Genomic DNA, 18,259 nt, shown 5'->3' on the forward strand with positions numbered 1-18,259 from the left:
TATCCATAACAGTCAGCTTGGGAATTTTATGTACTATCTTTAAACTATCAAGCTAAACGTAAGTTTATTTCCAACTCTATATCCAACTCCCCCTCCCCCAAAACCGTGACCTTCGAAACCAGAGTCCGTAACAGCACCTTTCCCTCCTCAACAGGCAGCACACTTATCGCATCCAGAACCGTCTTTATTTTGCTCTCAAGCATTTCCTTCAGCTCTTCCACCTGTATTTTCTCTCCCTGTTCATTTAAGTTCTGATTCTCCTGAATAATCCTTTCCATCCGCTGCTTCTCCTCGTTAAGATCCTGCAACTCAATCAGTCCAGCAGTATAGGCTTCGACCTTCCGCTTATAGCGATTTTTTGCAGCCGTGATTTGCTGATCTCCACGGTTGCTCTGGCTACTGCGGGCTTTCTCCACGAGATGAGGGACCAGTTCAAGGCTAAGTGATTCAGACAAACCTGCTAACCCCTGCAAAAACCAGGACTCCACTTCGTCGGCTTTATACTGCTTACTCGTGCATGTTCCTTTGTTCTTGTTCGCAGAACATCGGTAGACGCGATAACGTCTGTCTCGTGACCCTGACCAGCCAATGCTCATCCCCGACCCGCAGTTTCCACATTTCAGTATGCCGCCGAGAAGATGGGGGCTGGTCTGGGCACGGGGGGCAATGCTCGGTCTGTTCATTTTGGTCTGCACTCTTTCCCAAGTGTTCTTGTCGATTATGGCGGGTAGGCAATCGTCAATGACAATCCAATCCTTATCATCCTTTATGGTTCTTTTCTTCTTGCTTGAATCCACGCGGTTCCATACAAAGGTGCCTTTATATACAGGGTTGGTAAGCAGCAGTTTTACGGAACGAATTGACCATTCTTTGTTGTGTCTGGAAGGTATACCTTCTTCGTTCAGTTGTCTGGCAATTGCGAAGAATCCCATTCCCTGATTGAGGTATAGATCATACATCTGTCGTACAGTCTTTGCCTCGGGCTCATGGATGGTAAGTACTTTATCTTCCAAGCGATATCCGTAGGGACTCTGGGTCAGCCATTTGCCTTGGTTGGCAGCATGGAACATATTATCCAGTACACGCTCTCGAATGCGTTCACGTTCAAATTCCGCGACAGCACCAAGCACTTGAAGAGTCAAACGGCCTGATGGCGTGTTTGTATCAAAGGACTCACTGATTGAGATGAACGCTACTTGATGCTGCTGGAACATATCGATCAACGTAAGCAAATCGAGCAGTCGACGGCTCATCCGATCCAGTTTGGTGACCATGACTTTTGAGATTTCGCCATTCTCTATGTATGTCATCAACCGCTTGAGCTGAGGGCGGTCTGTGCTTTTTGCGGAGTAGCCATCGTCAATAAACAATAGGACTTCGTCTGTCCAGCCCATGGCCTTACAATAGGCCTTCAGACGCTCCTGCTGCTCATCCAAGGAGACACCCTCGCGGGCCTGCTCATCGGTTGATACGCGGCAATAAATTGCTACAAAACGGCTTGGGGTATTCTCAACATTCATTGGCGTCCTCCTGATGGGCTGGTCCTTTATTCTATGCACTAAAAATTTGATTTACGATTACAGGGTTGTCCTCACCGATCCCCCACATAGGTTGTATTAAAGGGGGGAGACACGATGGACCTTAAGATACGTTTTACTGTCAACACTCCTTCGCAGCAGATTTGTTTTGGCAATCTTAAGGAAATCGATCATTCCGAAACGTTAGAGATGTTAGCGGAACACTTCGCTTCTTGGGAGAAGACGCTAAAAGAAAGAGCAGCCGCACATCTTCTCACAGGGACCCTAGGTTCGGAACAAGCTAGCGGGTATCAAATTAGCTTTGTTCATAAAGAAGAGAGTCTTCCCGAGGTGGGATAGACTCTCCATTTTTTGATGCGATGGGTCTGATACGTACTAAGCATATCAAGTAAGCTTTATACGCAAAGAGGAGAGCCTTCCCGTCAGGGAATAGGCTCTCCTCTTTTGTTAGGTTTATTCATTTCGATAAACGGTCATTCACTCTAATGTATACAACCCAATAAATGGGCGCATATTAATTTTAGCTAGCCTGAATGTTCGCTAAATACCACGATTCCCCTCTCAATGGTTTGAATCAGGTATTGAACGGCCTGAGGATTCTCTTGTTGTAGCTCGGCAAGCATGTCATGAATTCTCATGATGCGCAGCTGCAGTTCGTTATGATCCTTGTCCTGCAGCTCGTGACGAGGGACTAGCACCAATTCCTCTTGCAGTTTCTCTAAAACCGACAAATGAATCGTTTCTGTCTTGCCAGTTTCCAGATTACTCAGGTAGCCAGGGGATACGCCAAGCTGTTTGGCATAGGCATTCAGGCTAATATTTTTCTGTTGTCGGAATAAACGAACTTGTTGTCCCAGATGGCTCATAGTTTCATCTCCTGATTCATATTCTGAAAGGACTGTATATCAACATGGAAGAAGTTAAGGGACTGAAAATTACCGACATCACATATGTCCATGATGCAGAAGCCATGCAGCGTTGGTTGGATCTATACGTATTGTTGTTTAAAGAAAGCCTGTTTAATGATGTGGAAAATCTGGAACAATCGAATCACAAGCATTAAGGAAAAGGAGTAGATTCTGTTGCCTACTGCGCTTTACTGCCGTTCATCTATCGATTCCCAGGAGCATTCCATAGAAATGCAAAGAACAGTCGCTTATTTTGCAGCAGCTAATCGCGCAACCTTGATTGATGAAGAACATGTTTACATCGATGAAGCTGTTTCTGCCCGTAAAACGAAAATCGATGAACGACCTGCTCTTACGAGCTTGGTTCGTCAGATACAGGCAGGTAAAATCTCTACCCTCTTTGTATATAAGCGCGATCGTTTGGCTCGAAATGTTCAGCAGCACCTTGAATTGTATGAGCTGTTAAAGAAGTATAAGGTGGAAGTTGTCTTTAGCGCTGGCAATGAACTTGCGATGACTTACACGCCTGCTGGAGAGTTTTTTGAATTAATCATTGCAGGTTTCAACGAGCGCGAAGCCAGCCAGATTGCCTTGCGGATAAAGGAAACGAAGCAAGCCATGTTTCTTCTTGGCAAAAATCACGGCAGTAAGATGCCATACGGATATTACAGTGATCAGAATAAGGAAATACAGCGGGATGAAAACAAGCTTAAGGATGTTTTGTTTGTGTTTAACCAGCTGATGTCTACAGACTGCCGCACATTTAGCGACTTCTGTAGATATTTACAATCGGCTAGCACTGTACCAAAAGATTTGTTGAATTATCAGAGGTTAAAGAAAATAATCGAATCCAAAGAATACATGGGAATACGAACGGCGAAGTTTGATGGAGATGTAATTGAAATTGAAAAGAAATCTTTAGTGATCCTGTCCGAAGAAGAATGGAATCAGGCTCAGGACAAAATGAAAATGCTGATTCGTAAGAGAAAAACTGATGATGGGTCTGAGGATTCAGGGATTTTGGACGACCTTGTATATTGCGGAGCCTGTCATACTCCTGCGAAACGGAAGAAAGTCAAGATAGCGAGCAGAGAAGAAAAAGTATACATTTGTCCCGTTCATTATCGACATAAAGCGATTGTCTCACGACTGGAAGAGATAGTTCTGGACAGGGTAGAGCAATGGATTGAGCAACTGGCCTTAGCACAGGAAAGTGAATTATTTAAAGAAGTATTATCAAAGATTATTAACGAATCCCAAATCAAGCTTCTTCGATATGAGACAAACCTGCCTATATTACGAAGCAAGATTGATGAAATAACCAACAAATGGCTTGAAAGTAAGGATGAAGATCTGGAAGGGGAGATGTTTCGATTATATGAGAGCCAGGCCCAATTGTTAAAGCAGATCACGGTGACGAACGACCTGATACAGGCGATTACCCAATACCCTGAACGAATCCGAAAATTATGGGAACAAGTGACTGGAGAAATCAAATTAAGTGGTATGAAACACTCTGATCAAAGAGAACTTCTAAGAGATGTGGTCAATCAAATCTCGATTCAATCCCCGCCAAATGTAAGCATAGAGCTAAAGAACCCATGGGTCGAATTTATGGATGGAGGAAACGGTCTTGCATTTAAAGTCAGTGATTAAACCTGGAATGAGAGCTGTTTTTTATGGCAGACATTCAACAAATAAACAAACCATGGACGCTCAAAGAAATACAGTCAAAGACTTTATGGATAAGTACGAGTGCCAGTTTGTTGGCGAATATTTAGATCCTGCTGTCTCGGCCCGAAAAACAAAACTAAAAGAACGAAACGGGATTTCACAGTTACTGGCTGATGCCCACATGGATAAGTATGATCTGGTCGTTATTTCTCAGCATGATCGAATTGCCAGGAACCCGAGTGAACACCAAATGATACGGATGACTTTGAAGAACTACAATATTCCCGTATGTATAGCGAGCACAGAGAGCTTGTATGATTCTGGTGATTTGGTAGTCGATATAATCAAAGATGGAAACTCTAAACTGGAAGTGGATAACACCCGAATTCGCACAAAGGATACGATGTACAATTTATTTAAACAGGCTAAATGGCGGGGAGGGAAACCTCCCTTTGGTTATAAATACAACAAAGCTACGAAAGCCATTGAAACGGTTGATCATGAACTTCAACTGGTAAAGGATGTCTACAGTATGTATTTACAGTTTGAAGGCTTTGATGCCATCGCTTGCAAGCTGCCTAAAGGTTCATATTTGGGAAGCGACTGGACAGATCAAGCCGTAAGAGCTGTCGTGACCAATCCATTCTATGCAGGTTACCTGCACAGAGGGCGTAAAAAGCAACAGGCCAATAACTCGCTTAATGCTCGGGCCGACTGGGAGCTTGTTCAATCTAAATTGATTCACCCAGTAATCACCATTGAAGAATGGGAACGGGGATGGGATCTTTATCAGAAAAGAGCAGAAGGTACACATGCACCGAATCGGTATAAGACCAGCTTCCTGCTAGCTGACTTGTTGGTCTGTGACTCCTGTAATGATAAGTTAAGGGGAAAGGACCAAACGACACGAAGCAAATCAGGCGCAAGATATGGTAAAAAGGTATACTTGTGTACTAATTGCGGCTATAAAATTGATATACAAAAGACCCATCGTATAATTGACCATCTTTTGAATGACTTAAAATTTCGTCATGAAGAGATGATCGTGGATAAAATTATTCAGAGTCTTGAGCTGGACTTGATGAATTTGCATGCAAATATTCAGGTACTCCAAGCTTCAAAGCAAACCGTCCAACATAAGCTAAACAAGGTGAACCATGAAATTAATGAGCAGTTCAAATGTGTACAGAATCCTGGTGACAAGGATGAACAGCAAAAGAGAGCTGAAATGATGATTCGCATCTTGACAATGACTAAAGAAAATTGTTTAAAACAGATCAAGAGCTTTGACGAACAGATCACCCAGAAACAGCTGCAGATGAACCGAATTCGAGCCGCAGATTTGAAAGCTGACCATATCCGCAGTCGGGTAGATCAACTCATGGACTCACACACCCAAGGGAAATTGCTTCGGGGGTTACTCTTGGAATTTGTTCATCAGATTCGTATTGATAAAACGGGTCGTGTGAAAATTAGTGCCCGATATGCTTTGCTTGAAACGGAGATATAACGATAGGGCTCGTGATACCAACGAGTCCTTTGTTATGCTTATCTCGGTTTTTAGGTTGAATTGCTGAGGATGAATGGTCGGTTCTTCTCGGTTTTTAGTTAGGATTCCGATCCCGAGGCTTGTATAAAACCGAGAAAAATGAGCCTGTTAGCAGCTTGAAACCACTGGGAACATAGGCTTGTTGGCTATTCATCAGTATGGACAGCTGTTCTCCAAAATAAACGTCTCGGTTTTTGGGTTTACCATACATGTGTACATTTGATGAATTGAACTAAATAATGGAGGAATTACCTCGAATGCTGTAGAATTTGCTCTCATTCTGATTACAAGGGAGAGCTGCAGATGGACATCGCCATGTATGAGGGGGAACTTCTTAATATCACATCAGAGCTAAGCAGATATGAAGAAAGTGAAAAGGAGAGGGTAATTGACAAATTCAAAAAAGCAGCCGAGAAGAAGGCCATGACCTGCCCATACTGCCATGAGCAGCTGCTGCTTCGAGCAGGAGAAATCCGTGATATTCATTTTGCACATCTTAGCGGTAAGACCTGTCAGGAATCAAGGGCGTACGATACATACAACAGACAGACGGCTCGTGAAAGCCAGAAGCATAACGTGATTAAAGAAATCATTTATAACGAACTGAAGGGGCAGGAATTGATCCGTCCCGACTTGAAGGTAGAGTATGGTTATAAAGAAAAGGCCACGGAAAAATGGAGTCAATATCCTGACATTTACGTTAACAAGAATGGCCGTGAATTTGCAGTCTCAATCATAACAAATGTGCACCAAATCGGTGACCAAAAAGTGGTTAAAGCGATAAATTCTCGAAATAAATATTTTGCAGGTAAAGGGCTTGAGACGATCTGGTTTGTGGAGGACAGGGAACTGGCAGACGATTATGAGCGTAGAGTGCTGCATCTATGGGAAGCCGAGTATGGACTTGCAATCAAGACGGAAGAGGACCACAAATGGGACAAGCTTCTTCAAGAGCTATACGATGAATTTCCAGAATACAATCTCTATACTTTATTTGGTTATAAAGCTCACGGTACAATGAAAAGCGACGTGAGAAGCCTTTATTACGTTCATACCGTTGGTGATGAAATCACCTTCTCGGTATACCGATTAATCCTTGATCAAATGCGCTCACCGTTTCGTGCCTTCGCGTTAACCAAAGGATATCGAATGAATATTTCGCAAGCCCTGGTCATTCGGGATGAAATTTTGCTTAGCGATAAGGATCAAGAGGATAGAAACCGAACAGAGTTTGCAAATCAGGTACTTCTTCAAATCAATACTATCCAAAGAGAAGCTTCACTTAGGGACCAGCATACTGATGCCGATAATGAACAAATGGAGAACGGGTACAATTATTCAGAATTGACTCGGCAGACGATTAAAGAGGCTGCTGCAACTACAGCCTACTCTCCAGACTTTGATGTAGTAGCATCTATAGCAAACTTGAAAATTCTAACGATTGTTCCGTATGAAGTAGAATCGCTTTATTGGTTCCTGAAACGGCATAAGGACGAGCTGGGCGATTATGGTTTAACTTGGCTTGAGGTGAAAAAATGGGTTCTTTATGCGTTAGGGAGAGTAAATGATCCAAATATCCGTAAATGGCTTGTTGATATTGAAGAAATAAGATAATGAAAGATAGCCCAACTACCAGTAACTCTTGTAGTTGGGCTATTCTTCGTCAGGATCGATGCCCCAGAAAATATAATGCGACAGTCCCGTATTCGCAAAGTAACAAGCATCCACATACACTTCTCGAAGATCCTCGTTAATCCTGTAAACAATGATCACATTGCCGATTAACACCCAGTAATATCCGTTAAACTCAAAGCCAGGGAAATCCGATATTCCATCAGCTTTGTATTTCGGCTCATCGGCCAAGACAGATTTAGAGCGTCTAAAGACGTTCATGGGGTCAACCTTATATTCCTTCATTCGGGCAAGAGCTACCCTAGCGTAAGTGGTCCAGAGCACCTTGTAACGGTCAGTCATTCTGAACCTCTTTCAGTAATTGTGCAAACTCCTCTTCGCTGTCACTATATGTGGAAATTCCATTCTCTCGGTCATACTTGGCCTGACGAAGCTGAGAAAGAACGTCTTCATCTTTGAAAATAACGGATGTCATTCTTTTCTTCTGTTCATCAGTAAATGCAGGTTCATCTTTCCTCTGAAGCGTAACATTAAATCCGAAATTATCCTCGATCAATTGCACCAGATCTTTAAGTTCAACATAAGCTTTGCCCCGAAAGCTTTGCTCCAATTGCTCCTTGGAAATGGACATTTCATTCACCGCCTTTTGCTCATTATAACATAAACCAATAGCAATCTAATTGTGTTAAGATTACATTAATTAACATCTAGGAGTCCAAATAAAAAAATTTCTGAGGAGATGCAATATGGAAATAAAAAGTCGACTTGGATTAAATATTTCTAATTTGACGGACTGGTTTCAACATGCTCCTCCAGCAAAAGGTGAAGCACATTGGGTAGATGGTAGAAGTGCGAAGGAACTTGCGAAGGCATGGACCCAATCAGGTGCTCCTACAGTTCCTAAGGAGTTGGAACGCTTGTTAGACTCACATCAAGATATTAAGGGTTTAATTCCCGAGATAGCCATACCTGAGTGTGAAACTAAATTGGACGCCTTCAACGGCAGTGGGCGTAAACATGATTTGATTGTATATGGAAAAACATCCGATAAAAAAACACTAATTTCTATTGAAGCGAAAGCTGATGAACCATTCGGAGAAGTTATCTCTAATCTGATCAAAAGATATTCAACCAATCCAAGAACAAAAGTACCTGAACGAATAAAGCAATTAGGTCTTTCTGTTTTTGGAGATAAGGATTTTGGACATATCCGTTATCAGTTACTTCACGCCGTTGCTGGAACATTAATAGAGGCCCGCATAAACAACTGCGGTCAGGCAGTATTTGTTGTTCATGAGTTCGTACCATCGGGAATACATTCGAAAAAATCGAAACAAAACAATGAAGATTTGCAGACGTTTGTTGAGCTTCTTACGGATACACCATTAATTGAAGGACAACTCATTGGGCCTATCAAAGTAATTGGTGGTAATAATATTCCAAGTAACATTCCATTGTATATTGGAAAAATCGAATCAGCCATAGAAATTTAATATCAAAACAACAGAGAGGACTGATTCAATGAAAATAGAAATCGGAGAATCCTTGATGCTCTCATGGCTGAGACATGCAAAGAATTGTCAGCTTGTTCAATTGAACTGGAAGCCATCCGTGAAGTCTTGGGAAATTTATAACGAAGCCGTTGTTGAAAGTATGATGAAAGATTCAGACCAATATTTTAAAGAGAAATACAGCCTTGATTTGTTCAAACAAAATAGTTCATTCTCTCAACTACTCCAACAAGCTGAGATTGATGCTCTGGGCTTAGAAGTAGGAGGGGAGAATGGTGTTCAAAACATATATGGTATTGATGTAGCTTTTCATGAGAATGGCTTGAATTACGGCTCCAAGGAAGAAACGATATCCAGAGTACTGAAGAAAATGATTCGCACTGCTATGGCGATCCATGGCTACTTCAATTTGAATGCTGGGAATATTATATTTGCTGCTCCAAAAATATATGGTTCAATACGTGAGCCGCTGCAACTCTACATAGCCGAACTCCAGGAGCTGTTCCATGCAAAAGGTTTAGATTTTCGTTTTGAGCTTCTTTGCAATGAAGACTTCAAGGAGAAAATCTTTAATGTGGTTACAGCCTTATCCAATTCTGTGTCTGATACTTCGGAGCTGTTTATGCGAAGTATACAAATGTATAATCTTTTTGCAGATGATAAGCAGCCAGTAGGCCTACCGAAATCGCCAGTAAAAGTAAAGAAATTACCTGCTGATTTTAAAGGATCTGAGGAAATAAAGATTGGTGCTTTGGTTAGATCCAGTTTTGAGCGACTCATTGCAGATGATCTATTAACAGAGCGCGAAGTTGAGCAATTGCAGCGACTGGACTACGCCAAGAGGACATTTAATATCACTTATCCTGTATTGAAAAAAGTCGACCCTACCCTTTCCTTGACCGAACAGCGGAATATAAACGGACGACCAAGATTCTACGCTGATCCGTATTCGATCTATGGCTATGATTATCTATTATGTAATCATTGGGTGGAGAACCTCAGCAGAAGTTATTTCGATGCATGGCTAAGACGTATAGATGAAACAAATGTAGGGGACTCAATTTGAGTCCTCATTTTTTTATACTACCCTTGTATTTAGACATGTTATTATGAACTTAGGAATATTTTCCTATGCATCATTTTACATTTTAAGAATAAACCATCCAGAGGTGAATGGACTAAGGAAGATGTTACTCAAGATATATATTTAAGAAGGGATCACTGAAGAATAAAGGGATTTTTTAGTCTGGATATGCAACAAGTCCATAGAACTAAATTCAAACTGGATTGTCGTAGTGATCATTGTGAACCATTTACGATAGTTAGTAATATACATAACCACTTTTAATAAGAACTTCATAATATTCATCCAGGTGAAATCAGAGGGAAAGGATTGAGCACATGGCAAAGAGAGATTTATCCGAAGAAGATATCAAAGCCAGATACATCACGCCAGCAATCACTAATGCAGGATGGGAATTAAAAAAACAAATTCGCATGGAGTATCCTTTTACGGACGGAAGAATCATTCTGCGTGGAAACATCACTACCAGAGGCAAGCGGAAAAGAGCAGATTATGTTCTGTTCTATAAGAACAATTTTCCTCTAGCGATCATTGAAGCAAAAGATAATAATCATCCAGTTGGTGCGGGGTTGCAGCAGGCCATTAGCTATGCAAAAGCACTTGACATCTATTATGTCTATGCTTCCAACGGAGATGGATTTGTTGAACAAAATTTAATCACTGGTGAAGTAAGTGAACTAAGGCTTGAGGAGTTCCCCTCGCCAGAGGATTTATATAGAAGATACCTAAAGGATAAGAATGTAACCGATGCAGAAGAAAAAGTGCTTCTTGAACCTTATTATTATGTGCCGAATTACAAGACCCCTAGATATTATCAGCGTGTAGCTATTAATCGAACTGTGGATGCAGTAGCAAAGGGACAAGATCGAGTATTATTGGTATGTGCCACTGGAACAGGTAAGACCTTCATGTCATTTCAAATTATATACAGACTTTGGAAAGCTGGCTTAAAGAAAAAGATATTATTTTTAGCGGACCGAAATGTATTGGTTGACCAAACGATATCTGGTGATTTCAAGCCATTTGGCGGTAAGATGACAAAGGTTGAGAACAGAACTCTAGACAGTTCTTATGAGATTTATCTTGCCTTATACCAGCAGCTTTCAGGGGATGACGGAGAAGAAGCCTACCTGCAATTCCAACCGAATTTCTTCGATCTGATTGTTATAGACGAGTGCCATAGAGGCAGCGCGAAAGAGGATTCTGCATGGAGAAAAATCCTGGATTACTTTTCATCAGCCACACATGTGGGGTGTACTGCTACTCCTGTTGAAACGAAGGTAGCCTCAAGCCAAACTTACTTTGGTGAGCCTATTTACGAGTATTCTTTAAAACAGGGGATTGATGATGGCTTCTTAGCACCATATAAAGTGATAAGAATTGGCCTTGATAAAGACCTTGAAGGCTATCGGCCAGAGATTGGGAAAGTCGATAAACATGGATATGAAATCGAGGATAGAGAATATAATATCAAGGATTACGACAGAACCTTGGTTATTGATGACAGAACGAAGGTAATTGCAGCCAAGATTACTGAGTTTCTAAAGAAGACCGACAGATTTAGCAAAACGATTGTTTTCTGTGTGGATATTGAACACGCGGAGCGAATGAGACAAGCTCTAATTAATGCAAATAAGGATTTGTATGCTGCAAATGATAAATATATCATGCGTATAACAGGGGATAATGACGAAGGGAAAGCACAACTGGAATATTTCATTGACGAAGAAAGTACATACCCCGTTATTGCAGTTACCAGCAAATTAATGACCACTGGTGTGGATGCGAAAATGTGTAAATTGATTGTGCTGGACAACAATTTTGGTGATAATGGAATGACTGAGTTTAAACAAATTATCGGAAGAGGAACAAGGCTTCTCGAAGAATACGGGAAGACCTATTTCACGATCATGGATTTTCGTAATGCGAGTAGATTATTTGCTGACCCAGCATTTGATGGAAAACCAGAAGTCGTCTTAGAGATAAATGGTAATGAGCCAGTAATCGAGCCAATAATTGAAGAGGATTTTTATGAAACAGAGAGTCACAGTAATGCAAGTGGCATCATTGAAACAAGAGGGGATTATAATACGGATGCTTTTAATAATAATGACAAACCTAAAAAGTATTATATAGGAGATGTTGTCGTAAAAGTCCTTTCAGAAAGGATTCAATACTTGGATAAGGATGGTAAGCTTATTACCGAAAGTCTTATAGATTATACTAAGAAAAATATCCTGCAACAGTACGCAAGGCTAGATGATTTTCTTAAAACATGGACAGAAGCTCAAAAAAAACAAGCCATCATTGACGAATTAAAAGATGAAGGTGTTTTGCTGGATGCGGTAAGAGAAGAATTGGGCAAACCAGAGCTGGATGATTTCGATTTAATCTGTCATTTAGCCTATGATAAACCCCCTCTTACCAAGGCGGAAAGAGCAAACAACGTAAAAAAACGTCATTATCTTTATAAGTATTCTGAATTGGCACAGCAAGTTTTAGAAACATTGCTTGATAAGTATGCCGATGAAGGCATCAAAGAAATTGAAGAAACCAAAGTGCTCCAGCTCAAAGAGTTTTCCAAATTCGGCAGTCCTATGAAGATAGTCAAGGCCTTTGGTGGAAAAGCGGCTTACCAGAAGGCGGTTCAGGAATTAGAGAACGAGATTTATTACGCATAACACCATAAACCAACACGACGAGGCAGGTAAATAAGAATGGCAGTAACTAATTTTGTTAAAAGAATTCAGGACGTTATGAGAAATGATGCAGGGATTAATGGCGATGCTCAACGGATTGAACAAATCGTCTGGATTCTATTTCTAAAAATTTATGATGCAAAAGAAGAAGCATGGGAACTGTACGATGATAATTACAAATCAATCATTCCCGAGGGCTTAAAGTGGAGAGATTGGGCTGTAGATGAGAAAGATGGCCAAGCACTTACTGGCGATTCATTGTTAACCTTTGTTAACAACACGCTTTTCCCGACCCTTAAGAATCTTGAAATTGATGATGAAACGCCAATGAATCAGGTCATTGTGAAATACGCATTTGAAGATGCCAACAATTATCAAAAGGATGGCGTGTTATTGCGACAAGTTATAAATATCATTGGTGAGATTGATTTTACAGAATACCAAGAACGCCACGCCTTTGGTACGATTTACGAATCTTTCCTGAAAGACCTACAGAGCGCAGGTAACGCAGGGGAGTTCTATACACCAAGAGCGGTAACCGATTTTATGGTAGAGGTAATTAAACCAATTCTAGGCGAAAAAATTGGGGACTTCGCTTGTGGTACAGGTGGATTCTTAGTTTCTGCTCTAAATGCCTTAGAGAAGCAGGTTGGAAACTCCCTTGAGAACAAAGAGATCTACAATAACTCTGTTTATGGAGTGGAGAAAAAGGCGCTTCCGCACATCCTATGTATCACCAACATGCTGTTGCATGATATTGACAACCCCAACATCATTCATGGCAATACGTTAGAAATGGATTACAAGGAATACAGGAAGATGGAGCAGTTTGATGTGGTTCTTATGAATCCGCCATATGGAGGCAATGAAAAGGATAGCGTTAAAGTCAATTTCCCATCAGACCTTAGAAGCTCTGAGACTGCCGACTTATTCATCAACATCATCATGTACAGACTTAAGAAAAACGGAAGATGTGCCATCATCCTTCCAGATGGATTCCTGTTTGGGACGGATAATGCCAAAGTTAATATTAAAAAGAAATTATTGGGCGAGTTTAATCTTCATACGATTGTGAGGTTACCTCATAGCGTATTTGCTCCCTATACGTCAATTACTACTAATATTTTGTTCTTCGACAACACGCACCCAACCGAGGAAACTTGGTTTTATCGCCTTGATATGCCAAAGGGCTATAAGAACTTCTCAAAGACAAAACCGATGAAATTGGAGCATTTTGAGCCAGCCTTATCTTGGTGGGATAATCGAGAAGAAATCCAAGTTGATGGATTCCCAAAAGCTAAGAAATATACTGTTAATGAGATAGCAGCCTTGAACTATAACATTGACTTATGCGGTTTTCCGCATGAGGAAGAAGTGATTTTAGAGCCGATGGACTTAATACATCAGTATCAAGAAAAAAGAGCATCACTCAATGCTGAAATTGATCATGTGCTAGAGCAGATTACTTCTATGCTTGGAGGTAATTAGGATGAATGCACAGGATTTGAAAAACAGCATTCTTCAGCTGGCGGTTCAAGGAAAGCTGGTTGAACAGAGAGAAGAAGAGGGCAATGCAGAAGAACTGTATCAGCAGACTCAAGAAGAAAAAGCAAAGTTGATTAAGGAAGGCAAAATTAAGAAGGAAAAACCACTACAAGAAATAACAGAGGATGAAAAACCTTTTGAAATCCCAGAGAGCTGGATGTGGGTGCGATTGGGTACCTTAGCAGAATTAATTACTAAAGGCTCATCGCCATCATGGCAAGGTATAAAATATATCGATAAAGGTCTTCTATTTGTAACGAGTGAGAATGTAGGTGTTGAACAAATTCTGTTAAACAATCCAAAGTATTTGGAAGAAAAGTTTAATGAAATACAAGAACGTTCAATACTTAATAAGGGTGATATTTTAACTAACATTGTTGGTGCTTCGATTGGAAGGACAGCTGTTTATGATAGAGATGATCTGGCAAATATTAATCAAGCAGTATGTTTAATTCGTTTAATTAATAAAAGTATAACTGGCTATATAGTGAAATTTTTAAATAGTTACGCGGCGTATAAAATCATGATGAATGATAAAGTTGATACTGCGAGAGCAAATATTAGCCTAGCTAATATTTCGAATTTTATCGTCCCCCTTCCCCCACTTGAAGAACAAAAGCGAATTATTGCCAAGATCGAAGAATTAATGCCTTATGTAGAAAAATACGGTGAAGCCCATTCAAAATTAGAGGTGTTTAATCAAAAGTTTCCAGAGGATATGCAGAAGTCCATTTTGCAATATGCTATCCAAGGAAAATTGGTCGAACAACGAGCAGACGAGGGTACTGCCGAAGTACTATATCAGCAGATTCAAGAAAAAAAAGCAAAACTGATTAAGGAAGGCAAGTTAAAAAAGGAAAAGCAAATACCAGCAATAACAGTGGACGAACTACCATTTGATATTCCAGAGAGTTGGAAATGGGTAAGATTGCGTGATTTAGGTTGGTTCAGTAGTGGTAAAACCCCGTCTATGTCTAAAACAGATTATTGGGAAAATGGGGATTTTCCTTGGGTAACATCTAAAGATATGAAACGTAAATATATTAACAGCTCTGAAATGAATATAACTCAAAAGGCTGCCAATGAGATGACAGTTTATCCAGTTGGAACTTTGTTAATGGTTGTTAGAAGCGGGATATTAAAAAGGCAGCTTCCACTCGCGATATTAACAGTAAATAGTACAATAAATCAGGATTTAAAGGCGTTTACTTTGTACGATAGTTCACTCGTTGAGTATGTATATTGCATGCTAAAAGCGATGGAAGTATATATTTTAAAGGAATATAGAAAGCAGGTAACAACTGTAGACAGTTTAAAATTTGATGAATTTCAAAATATGCCGATTCCAATTCCACCAGTTAAAGAACAAAAACGTATTTTAAGAAGGTTAGAAGAAGTGCTTCAATATACTCATAACCTGATCAAATGATAAGGACTAATTCTTTATTAATAGTTTGTTTACAGAATTTAAATCAAGCAAAGCAGAGAGATTAGGTACCTTAACCTAATCTTTTTCTTTTGCCGAATACATAACAAGTTCAGCCAAATCCAGCACCATATTAGCCTTCATCAACAGATCTAACCCAAACAGCCCATTGATTGCAAGCTTCTCATGAAGCGATCCAACATCCAGCTTCACATTCTTTATATTAATGTCACCTAACTGAATAGAATCGAATGCTTTACGGAAGCAGCTTTCTTCCCCGCCGATGCCAAACGCAGTAACAATTTCGTCTCCATTCTCAAAGAAAACACCAACGTCGGCTACAGCATCGGCAGATATTAGGGTATGGGACGCTCCAGTATCGATGACAAGCTTGTCTATAGTCAGTGGTTGTCCTTTATAAATCAAGGTTAGGGAGGTTTGCAGCAGCCCATCAACATAATCAATTTTCATGCTGCACGACTCCCCTCAATCCGCGAAGGGCACGAATCTCCACCTTCAGTTCATCGTTTGCAGTATGCGACACGATCACGCCGTCCTTAGATTGCAGCAATTCTTTGGTCGCTTCTTGCGGGTCCTGAATAGCACGGATCAGTGCGACTTCGTCAACAAACTTGGTGTTGCCTTCGGTATGTGACGCAAGGATTTGCAGCTTGACGTATTGATTGGGATAAATCTTCCGAACCTCTTCCCATTGCATGGCTGGCACCTCCAGTTGGGTTTGTCCTTTTATTGTATCAGATTATTGGCCATTAAAAAGCTCTCCAAAAACGATGAATATCGTTCCTGGAGAGCCTTTTTGCGTAAGCACCTTGAGGATACGAAGCCCAGCCTTCATTCATGATTTTGGTCTCCATCTGCGGCCAGAAGTAGAGCATCTCATCTCGCAGCATCGTCATGATATCGCGCTGCCAATCCTCCAGGGCAGTGGAGTACTGCTGGATGAACCAGACGAGGTCTTTTTCCGGCTCAGGGGGGAAGGCCCGCCTGGCGGCAGGGTCCGGGGTCGTGGCGCCAGCATCGGTTTTGTCCAGGTTCCACAGTTCCTCATAAGGATTCGAAGATGATTTCCCCGGCGGCTGCCCTTTGCGCTCACGCATCTTGGCCTCGAGCAGATCGGCTTTGCCGAGCTTGTGCGGCTGGATCAGGCTGGGATCGATATGCTCCTGGATCGCCAGCACGGAATCGATAAAGCTCTCCACCGTGTCGGTACCGTAGGTTACGGTATAATCGGCAATCCGGTCGGCGGTGGCGGACATGCTCTCGACCATATTGCGGTTGGACCTGGAGAAACGCATATTGTTCTTAAAGAAATCGCAGTGGGCGAGGACATGGGCGACGATCAGCTTATTTTGGATCAGGGAATTGCCGTCGAGCAGAAACGCGTAGCAGGGGTTGGAATTAATGACCAGCTCATAGATTTTACTGAGGCCGAAATCGTACTGCGACTTCATTTTGTGAAAAGCCTTGCCGAAGCTCCAGTGCCCGAAGCGGGTAGGCATCCCATACGCACCGAATGTATAAATAATATCCGCCGGACAAATTTCATAACGCATCGGATAAAAATCCAGCCCGAACCCTGAAGCAATCTCCGTAATTTCGGCAATTGACCGCTCCAGCGCCCGGATTTCATCGCCTGACAAATGACATCGCCCCTTCCCGTAAAAAGCTCTTGTTCATATATATGGGGAAGATGGGGGGTGTATGATGAAAGGAGACCTGAAGGACTGTTTCCGGCTCGGATTATAGAATTTCCAGGATGAACTAAAAAGCCTAATCCATAAGCGTTTATGGGTTAGGCTTATTCTTCATCAATATTCTTGTTGGATCTACTTTGGATTTCCCCATACGGGCAAGAGCTACCCGAGCATAAGTAGTCCAGAGTACCTTATAACGGTCAGTCATTCTGAACCTCTTTCAGTAATTGTGCAAATTCCTCTTCGCTGTTACTGTATGTGGATATTCCATTTTCACGGTCCCTCTGGGCTTGTCGAAGCTGAGACAGGACATCCTCATCTTTAAATATGGCGGACGTCATTCTTTTCTTCTGTTCTTCAGTAAATGCAGGCTCATCTTTCCTCTGTAGCGTAACATTAAATCCGAAATTATCCTCGATTAATTGCACCAGATCTTTAAGTTCAACATAAGCTTTGCCCTGAAAGCTTTGCTCCAATTGCTCTTTTGAAATAGACATACAGTTCACCGCCTGTACGTCATTATATCATAAACCAACAGCAATCTTATTGTGTTAAGATTACATTTATTAACACTTGAATTCCTGATTTTCTAGATCTAAAGGGGGGCCAATTTGTATGAGCCAACACTGTTGTGAACTACATGGTATAGTCAATAAAATGACTCGACATCACTTTCCCTTCGAGGATAACCTGATCCCCAAAAATGGGGTCTATTTGCTCTTTGAAACGGGGGAATACGGGCATGGTGCAGACCGGATCGTTCGAGTTGGTACCCACACAGGCCATAATCAACTTAGGTCGCGTTTAAAGCAGCATTTTGTTCAGGAGAACAAGGATAGAAGTATTTTCCGCAAGAACATTGGTAGGTGCCTACTGAACCGAGACAAAGATCCATACGCAAGTGTATGGGAACTCGATTTTACAACTAGGGAAGCTAAACTTTTAATAATGGTCATTTAATAGATCCGGTATATCAGT

Annotated in this window: 18 protein-coding genes and 1 pseudogene; 11 read left to right on the forward strand and 8 right to left on the reverse strand. The window is 41.3% G+C overall.

Translation table 11 applies throughout. The annotated features are described in order from the left end of the window. Positions 1 to 47: 47 nt before the first annotated feature. Complete coding sequence (locus F1381_RS13470; protein WP_151735375.1) at positions 48 to 1,520, reverse strand: recombinase family protein; 1,473 nt, start codon at positions 1,518 to 1,520, stop codon at positions 48 to 50. Between the two features lie 114 nt (positions 1,521 to 1,634). Between F1381_RS13470 and F1381_RS13475 the strand changes: the two genes are divergently transcribed. Beyond that, positions 1,635 to 1,877 (forward strand): hypothetical protein, encoded by a 243-nt coding sequence (locus F1381_RS13475; RefSeq protein WP_151735376.1) that lies wholly within the window; start codon positions 1,635 to 1,637, stop codon positions 1,875 to 1,877. 185 nt (positions 1,878 to 2,062) lie between these two features. On the opposite strand, the gene F1381_RS13480 is transcribed toward F1381_RS13475, so the two are convergent. Next, entirely contained in the window at positions 2,063 to 2,404 is a 342-nt protein-coding gene (locus tag F1381_RS13480) for a helix-turn-helix domain-containing protein (RefSeq protein ID WP_151735377.1), read from the reverse strand. Positions 2,405 to 2,448: 44 nt separating this feature from the next. Here F1381_RS13480 and F1381_RS28285 point away from each other — a divergent pair, with 44 nt between their 5' ends. The 4 genes from F1381_RS28285 (at position 2,449) to F1381_RS13495 (ending at position 7,283) form a co-directional block, all read left to right on the forward strand. Then, the gene (locus F1381_RS28285) at positions 2,449 to 2,601 is read left to right on the forward strand and encodes a hypothetical protein (protein ID WP_187355339.1); all 153 of its coding nucleotides are present in this window, start codon (positions 2,449 to 2,451) and stop codon (positions 2,599 to 2,601) included. 19 nt (positions 2,602 to 2,620) lie between these two features. Next, positions 2,621 to 4,102, forward strand: coding sequence for a recombinase family protein (locus F1381_RS13485; protein WP_187355340.1), 1,482 nt, complete (start codon positions 2,621 to 2,623; stop codon positions 4,100 to 4,102). Next, positions 4,080 to 5,630 carry a recombinase family protein gene (locus F1381_RS13490; RefSeq protein ID WP_187355341.1) on the forward strand — a complete coding sequence of 517 codons (1,551 nt, stop codon included), beginning with the start codon at positions 4,080 to 4,082 and terminating at the stop codon, positions 5,628 to 5,630. Before F1381_RS13485 ends, F1381_RS13490 begins: the two co-directional genes overlap by 23 nt. Before the next feature lie 342 nt (positions 5,631 to 5,972). Further along, a complete protein-coding gene (locus tag F1381_RS13495) occupies positions 5,973 to 7,283 on the forward strand; it encodes a competence protein CoiA family protein (protein ID WP_151735380.1) in 1,311 nt (436 codons plus the stop codon). 39 nt (positions 7,284 to 7,322) lie between these two features. On the opposite strand, the gene F1381_RS13500 is transcribed toward F1381_RS13495, so the two are convergent. Both F1381_RS13500 and F1381_RS13505 read right to left on the reverse strand, forming a co-directional pair. Beyond that, entirely contained in the window at positions 7,323 to 7,643 is a 321-nt protein-coding gene (locus F1381_RS13500) for a hypothetical protein (RefSeq protein WP_151735381.1), read from the reverse strand. Continuing rightward, positions 7,636 to 7,932 carry a hypothetical protein gene (locus tag F1381_RS13505; protein ID WP_151735382.1) on the reverse strand — a complete coding sequence of 99 codons (297 nt, stop codon included), beginning with the start codon at positions 7,930 to 7,932 and terminating at the stop codon, positions 7,636 to 7,638. The genes F1381_RS13500 and F1381_RS13505 overlap by 8 nt, the downstream gene beginning before the upstream one ends. A 115-nt stretch (positions 7,933 to 8,047) precedes the next feature. On the opposite strand from F1381_RS13505, the gene F1381_RS13510 reads away from it, so the two are divergent. From F1381_RS13510 to F1381_RS13530, 5 genes are all read left to right on the forward strand, one after another. After that, on the forward strand, positions 8,048 to 8,794 hold the full coding sequence (locus F1381_RS13510) for a DUF6946 family protein (RefSeq protein WP_151735383.1): 747 nt from the start codon (positions 8,048 to 8,050) through the stop codon (positions 8,792 to 8,794). A 28-nt stretch (positions 8,795 to 8,822) separates the two neighbouring features. After that, on the forward strand, positions 8,823 to 9,878 hold the full coding sequence (locus F1381_RS28290; RefSeq protein ID WP_187355342.1) for a hypothetical protein: 1,056 nt from the start codon (positions 8,823 to 8,825) through the stop codon (positions 9,876 to 9,878). A gap of 335 nt (positions 9,879 to 10,213) precedes the next feature. Continuing rightward, positions 10,214 to 12,577, forward strand: a complete 2,364-nt coding sequence (hsdR, locus tag F1381_RS13520) for an EcoAI/FtnUII family type I restriction enzme subunit R (RefSeq protein ID WP_151735384.1) — start codon at positions 10,214 to 10,216, stop codon at positions 12,575 to 12,577. Positions 12,578 to 12,613: 36 nt separating this feature from the next. Further along, positions 12,614 to 14,083, forward strand: a complete 1,470-nt coding sequence (locus tag F1381_RS13525) for a class I SAM-dependent DNA methyltransferase (protein ID WP_151735385.1) — start codon at positions 12,614 to 12,616, stop codon at positions 14,081 to 14,083. 1 nt (position 14,084) lies between these two features. Next, on the forward strand, positions 14,085 to 15,569 hold the full coding sequence (locus F1381_RS13530) for a restriction endonuclease subunit S (RefSeq protein WP_151735386.1): 1,485 nt from the start codon (positions 14,085 to 14,087) through the stop codon (positions 15,567 to 15,569). 75 nt (positions 15,570 to 15,644) lie between these two features. Here the strand turns inward: F1381_RS13530 and F1381_RS13535 are convergent, their stop codons facing one another. The 4 genes and pseudogenes from F1381_RS13535 to F1381_RS13550 all read right to left on the reverse strand — a co-directional run bounded on the left by F1381_RS13535 (position 15,645) and on the right by F1381_RS13550 (position 17,778). Continuing rightward, positions 15,645 to 16,037 carry a retropepsin-like aspartic protease gene (locus F1381_RS13535; protein WP_151735387.1) on the reverse strand — a complete coding sequence of 131 codons (393 nt, stop codon included), beginning with the start codon at positions 16,035 to 16,037 and terminating at the stop codon, positions 15,645 to 15,647. Further along, positions 16,027 to 16,284, reverse strand: a complete 258-nt coding sequence (locus F1381_RS13540) for a hypothetical protein (RefSeq protein WP_151735388.1) — start codon at positions 16,282 to 16,284, stop codon at positions 16,027 to 16,029. Before F1381_RS13540 ends, F1381_RS13535 begins: the two co-directional genes overlap by 11 nt. A gap of 118 nt (positions 16,285 to 16,402) precedes the next feature. Continuing rightward, positions 16,403 to 17,227: pseudogene (locus F1381_RS13545) on the reverse strand (SpoVR family protein); the annotation flags it as partial. A gap of 254 nt (positions 17,228 to 17,481) precedes the next feature. Continuing rightward, positions 17,482 to 17,778: a hypothetical protein gene (locus F1381_RS13550; RefSeq protein WP_151735389.1), complete on the reverse strand. Its 297-nt coding sequence runs from the start codon at positions 17,776 to 17,778 to the stop codon at positions 17,482 to 17,484. Between the two features lie 160 nt (positions 17,779 to 17,938). Between F1381_RS13550 and F1381_RS29350 the strand changes: the two genes are divergently transcribed. Beyond that, positions 17,939 to 18,241, forward strand: a complete 303-nt coding sequence (locus tag F1381_RS29350; RefSeq protein WP_484549334.1) for a GIY-YIG domain-containing protein — start codon at positions 17,939 to 17,941, stop codon at positions 18,239 to 18,241. Positions 18,242 to 18,259 lie beyond the last annotated feature (18 nt).

The sequence above is a fragment of the Paenibacillus tengchongensis genome, from assembly GCF_008973665.1.
GTDB lineage: Bacteria > Bacillota > Bacilli > Paenibacillales > Paenibacillaceae > Paenibacillus_AQ > Paenibacillus_AQ tengchongensis.

What these genes read in the sequence shown, in the direction of transcription:
- F1381_RS28290 (WP_187355342.1), top strand. Translation starts at nt 8,823, where the DNA reads ATGAAAATAGAAATCGGAGAATCCTTGATGCTCTCATGGCTGAGACAT.
- F1381_RS13550 (WP_151735389.1), bottom strand. Translation starts at nt 17,778, where the DNA reads ATGTCTATTTCAAAAGAGCAATTGGAGCAAAGCTTTCAGGGCAAAGCT.
- F1381_RS13480 (WP_151735377.1), bottom strand. Translation starts at nt 2,404, where the DNA reads ATGAGCCATCTGGGACAACAAGTTCGTTTATTCCGACAACAGAAAAAT.
- hsdR (WP_151735384.1), top strand. Translation starts at nt 10,214, where the DNA reads ATGGCAAAGAGAGATTTATCCGAAGAAGATATCAAAGCCAGATACATC.
- F1381_RS13500 (WP_151735381.1), bottom strand. Translation starts at nt 7,643, where the DNA reads ATGACTGACCGTTACAAGGTGCTCTGGACCACTTACGCTAGGGTAGCT.
- F1381_RS13495 (WP_151735380.1), top strand. Translation starts at nt 5,973, where the DNA reads ATGGACATCGCCATGTATGAGGGGGAACTTCTTAATATCACATCAGAG.
- F1381_RS13535 (WP_151735387.1), bottom strand. Translation starts at nt 16,037, where the DNA reads ATGAAAATTGATTATGTTGATGGGCTGCTGCAAACCTCCCTAACCTTG.
- F1381_RS13525 (WP_151735385.1), top strand. Translation starts at nt 12,614, where the DNA reads ATGGCAGTAACTAATTTTGTTAAAAGAATTCAGGACGTTATGAGAAAT.
- F1381_RS29350 (WP_484549334.1), top strand. Translation starts at nt 17,939, where the DNA reads ATGACTCGACATCACTTTCCCTTCGAGGATAACCTGATCCCCAAAAAT.
- F1381_RS13510 (WP_151735383.1), top strand. Translation starts at nt 8,048, where the DNA reads ATGGAAATAAAAAGTCGACTTGGATTAAATATTTCTAATTTGACGGAC.
- F1381_RS13540 (WP_151735388.1), bottom strand. Translation starts at nt 16,284, where the DNA reads ATGCAATGGGAAGAGGTTCGGAAGATTTATCCCAATCAATACGTCAAG.
- F1381_RS13475 (WP_151735376.1), top strand. Translation starts at nt 1,635, where the DNA reads ATGGACCTTAAGATACGTTTTACTGTCAACACTCCTTCGCAGCAGATT.
- F1381_RS28285 (WP_187355339.1), top strand. Translation starts at nt 2,449, where the DNA reads ATGGAAGAAGTTAAGGGACTGAAAATTACCGACATCACATATGTCCAT.
- F1381_RS13505 (WP_151735382.1), bottom strand. Translation starts at nt 7,932, where the DNA reads ATGTCCATTTCCAAGGAGCAATTGGAGCAAAGCTTTCGGGGCAAAGCT.
- F1381_RS13530 (WP_151735386.1), top strand. Translation starts at nt 14,085, where the DNA reads ATGAATGCACAGGATTTGAAAAACAGCATTCTTCAGCTGGCGGTTCAA.
- F1381_RS13470 (WP_151735375.1), bottom strand. Translation starts at nt 1,520, where the DNA reads ATGAATGTTGAGAATACCCCAAGCCGTTTTGTAGCAATTTATTGCCGC.